General features: G+C 73.5%; 3 protein-coding genes. 1 reads left to right on the top strand and 2 read right to left on the bottom strand.

Features of this window, described 5'->3' with window-relative positions; genetic code table 11:
* Nucleotides 1–53: 53 nt before the first annotated feature.
* Both ACTIDRAF_RS30345 and ACTIDRAF_RS30340 read right to left on the bottom strand, forming a co-directional pair.
* Entirely contained in the window at nucleotides 54–1,487 is a 1,434-nt protein-coding gene (locus ACTIDRAF_RS30345) for a flagellar basal body protein FliL (RefSeq protein ID WP_157163187.1), read from the bottom strand.
* Between the two features lies 1 nt (nucleotide 1,488).
* Nucleotides 1,489–1,947, bottom strand: a complete 459-nt coding sequence (locus ACTIDRAF_RS30340) for a hypothetical protein (protein WP_016700760.1) — start codon at nucleotides 1,945–1,947, stop codon at nucleotides 1,489–1,491.
* 245 nt (nucleotides 1,948–2,192) lie between these two features.
* Between ACTIDRAF_RS30340 and ACTIDRAF_RS0221385 the strand changes: the two genes are divergently transcribed.
* Nucleotides 2,193–3,521, top strand: a complete 1,329-nt coding sequence (locus ACTIDRAF_RS0221385) for an NlpC/P60 family protein (protein ID WP_016700759.1) — start codon at nucleotides 2,193–2,195, stop codon at nucleotides 3,519–3,521.
* Nucleotides 3,522–3,881: the final 360 nt, after the last annotated feature.

Genomic DNA, 3,881 nt, shown 5'->3' with positions numbered 1-3,881 from the left:
CGGTCGCGGAACGACCGGGCGCGGCGTGCGGAGCCGTTCGTGGCCGGGCGGGATCAGCGCGGAGCCGACGCCAGCAGCGCGTCGATGTCCTCGGGCTCCACGCTGCTCAGCACCAGCGCCACCAGGTCGATACCGGTGCGCAACGGGCTGACGTACCACTCGCCGTCCACCTCGACCGTCACGATTCCCACGTCCAGAACGTTCGCGGCGAGACGTTCGATGAACTGCACCGCCTCCGGCGGGATCGAGGGGTCCTGGGACAGGTGCAGCCCGGCCTGCTCCGACGGGCACACCCGCTCCTCGCCCCGCGGCCCGGTGGCCTGGAGGCAGTCACCATCCCGCTGGATCGACACCTGCTCGCCGTCCGCCTCCACGGACACGTGTTCGAGGGAGACCCGCGTCCCGCCCGTCACGTTCGTGGTCGACGTGCTCAGTTCCACGACGCGCGCGCCCGTCGGTTCGGTCTGCCCGATCGCCTCCAGCAACAGCGGGCCGAGGTCGTGGACGACGGCCATCTCATCGGGCGGCAGCAGCTCCACCAACCGGCGGATGTCCACGTCCAGCGCCGCGGTGAGCAGGTTCTCCACCGCTGCCTCGGGGGAGTCGGCCCCGACCGCCGGGACGGAGTCCCTCGGCCACCCGATGCCCGACTCCCGCAGCGCGAAGTCCGCGACGCTGTAGAAGACGCTCGGGTACCACTCGCCGTCGATCTGGATCGTCGCCACCCGCAGCGGTTGGCCGGTTCCCGGCAGGCGGGCGAGATCGATGGTCTCGGTCTCGGGTCCGGTCTCCGGGAGTTCGGGCATGGCGTCCAGGACCTTGTCCGAGAAGGGAAGGTCCTGGGGCGACGCGTTCTCCGTCGTGAGGGTTCCGGAGGACACGGTGTTGATGACGAGGCGCTCGTTCACCCGTTCCTCGGCCGCCTCGTCGAAGGCCAGTCCTTCGAGCGTGCCGTTGAAGCCGAGCGTGGTGGGATCGGTCGACTCGTCGAAGATCCCGATCCGGGTCAGCTCCCCGACCATGATCTCCACGTAGTCGGCGCCCAGCCTGGCCTCCGCCGGTGCCAGCGACTCGAGGAGGCCGACGGCGTCCTCCTGCTCGACGGCGGTGAGCAGCCTGCTCGCCGCGCTGACCGGGTCGGCCTCACCGGAGTTCGCGGCGGAGCTGCCGCCGAAGGCGAAGTAGCTGCCCACGGCCGCCGCGCCCACCGCGACCACACCGACCAGCGAACCGACGAGCAGCCCGGTGCGCCGGTTCTTCTGCGGCGGGGGTTGGCCGGGGCCGCCGGGGAAGGCACCGGGCGGTAACTGCCCCGGGTGGGGCTGGCCCTGGTGCGGGTACTGGTAACCCAGCGGCGGCTGCGGGTAGCCGCCCTGCGGCGGGGCTCCCGGGGGTGGCCCAGCCGGCCCAGGGGCGTACGGGGGTTGCTGCTCCGGGCCGGGCTGCTGAGGCTGCCACGGGTTTCCGGGCCCCGATGGGTACGTCACGTTACTTCTCCTGTTGCCGAGGGAACGTCATCCGGGGGACGACGAGCGCGCCGAGGCTGCCGACGAGGACCACGACCGCCCCCAGTGCGGTCGTGACGGGGCCGAGGGCCGTGACCGTGATCAGGCCGGCGCTGGTGAACCCTTGGACGCTCGCGAAGGTCCCGGCGGTTCCCGCGAGGAGCGAGAAAACCACGCCGAGCGCCGCGCCCGTCCGCCGCGACCCCGCCAGGTGCAGCAGGAGGCTCACCGCGGCCAGCGGGACCAGCAGCGGCCATCCGGGGAGCAGGTACTCCACCGGAGTCCCCTCCACCAGGCCGAACCGGCGCAGCACGCCCACGGTCTGGTGGCTGTCCCGGTACGTCGTGCCGGACCGCAACCACGGCAGGAACGTCCCCACCACGGCGACCACCAGCCCGACACCACTCACCACCGAGGCGGTCCCGCCGGCCTTCGCGCGCACGCACGCAGTCTCGCAGCTCACCCGGACGGGCGAAACGACTCCGACGGTTGGAGCTCGACGGGGCCCGGTACGAGCAGGGGATATCCGTGTGACCGGAGGGGTGGACGCGGCGGATGGGGCGGCCGGGACCAATGGCCGCTCCCGGGGCGCTGGTGCACAGTTGCTCACGCGATGACGAGGTGCCCGGCTCTGCCCCACGCGACCCGTGGCGGTGGCGCCCGGGCTGGCTGGCGGGGGTGTGCGCGGTGCGGGGACACGATCCGGTACGAGGACTGCTCGTCGGCGGCCTGGGCGCGCTGCTCACGGTCGGCCTCACCGGGTCCTCCCTGGCCGCCCCGCCACCCAACCCGTCGGACTCCGACATCGACGGTGAACGGGCACAGGTCGACGCGAACGCGGCCAGAGTGGGGCGCCTCACCGGGCGACTGGCCGAGGTCGAGGCGCGACTGGACGCCGTGCTCACCGAGGTGGCGCTCCGGCGCGAGGACGCGAGCCGAGCCCAGGTGGACCTCGACAGGGCGCGGTGGCGCCACCAGGAGGCGGAGGACAGGGCGGCCGAGGCAGCCGAGGCCGCACGCGACGTGGGAGACCGGCTGACCGCGCTGCGGAGGGACATGGACTCCTTCGCCGCCGAGAGCTACCAGGGCGGTGGGGCCGTCAACTCGCTGGCCGCCTACCTCGGCGCCAGCAGCCCGAAGGACCTCCTGGACCGCGCGCACTACCTGGACGCCATCGGCGAGAGCCACCAAGCGGCGATGGCGGAGTTGCAGCACGTCAGCACCGACAAGGCCAACAAGGACGCCGCGGCCCGAGACACGCTTCGCGAGGCTCGGGCCAGCGCGGACGCGGCCCTCGAGGCGGAACGGGTCGCCGACGCCGCCTACCGGGCGGCGCGGGACGCCGAGGACGAACAACGGGCGCTCGCGGCCGAGATCGAACGAGAACGCGACGAGGTCCAGGAGGAACTGGACGCGGCCCGGGGCCGGGTCGAAGGACTGGAACGGCAGCGGCGCCAGTACGAGCGGTGGCGGCAGGAGGAGGACGACCGGCTGGCCGCGCTCCAGGTCGCGCCGCAACAGGTCGACCCGGGCGCCCTCGCCCCCGGCGAGTCGCACCACACGCCAGGCGCTCCCACCCCGCCCTCCGCTGCCAACCTCGCGATCGAGACGGTGGTGCGCCGTGCGCTGGCCCAGGTGGGGGTGCCCTACTCCTGGGGAGGGGGCAACGCGAACGGACCCACGCTCGGCGTCCGCGACGGCGGGGTCGCCGACGCACACGGGGACTACCGGAAGATCGGCTTCGACTGTTCGGGGCTCATGCTCTACGCCTACGCCGGCATCGGGATCGACATCCCCAAGTACAGCGGCTACCAGTACGAGGCAGGCCGGCGCGTGCCGCTCGCCGAGAAGCGGCGGGGTGATCTCGTGTTCTGGGCGACCGGCGGAAGGGTCTACCACGTCGCCCTGTACCTGGGCGACGGGATGATCGTCGAGGCACCGTACTCCGGCGGTCATGTCAGGGTCACCCCGATGCGCTACGGGGGCGCCATGCCGTACGCGGTCCGCCTCGTCTGAGGGGCACCGCCGCGAGGGCCGCGTCCTCACGCCGTCGCCAGCCACCGCCGGGCGGGGTGCCGCCTCCGGGGACGCGCCCGGCGGACGTGCGGGCCGTGGTCCTCCCCGGAGGGCGTGTGGTGGGCGCGGCTCGAACCGCCGGACGACGGGTACGTCGAGGTCCACGGCGGTCCAGACGGGCGACCGGCACCGGACGGTGCGGGCGATGCGCCAGCCCCACCACCGTCCGGCTGGCCAGGGCCGGGCGAACCGGGTCTCGGCGGGCCGAGCACCACGGGTGGACCGGTTCTGGCCCTCCCGCTGACGAACTCAGCGGGAGGTCGGCGGGGCGGATGCCCGGCGGGCGAACCCCGGTCGAAC

The organism is Actinoalloteichus spitiensis RMV-1378 (genome assembly GCF_000239155.1).
Classification (GTDB): Bacteria; Actinomycetota; Actinomycetes; order Mycobacteriales; family Pseudonocardiaceae; genus Actinoalloteichus_B; species Actinoalloteichus_B spitiensis.
Note: the sequence above shows the minus strand (reverse complement) of the source record. Positions and strands in the feature narration are given on the sequence as shown.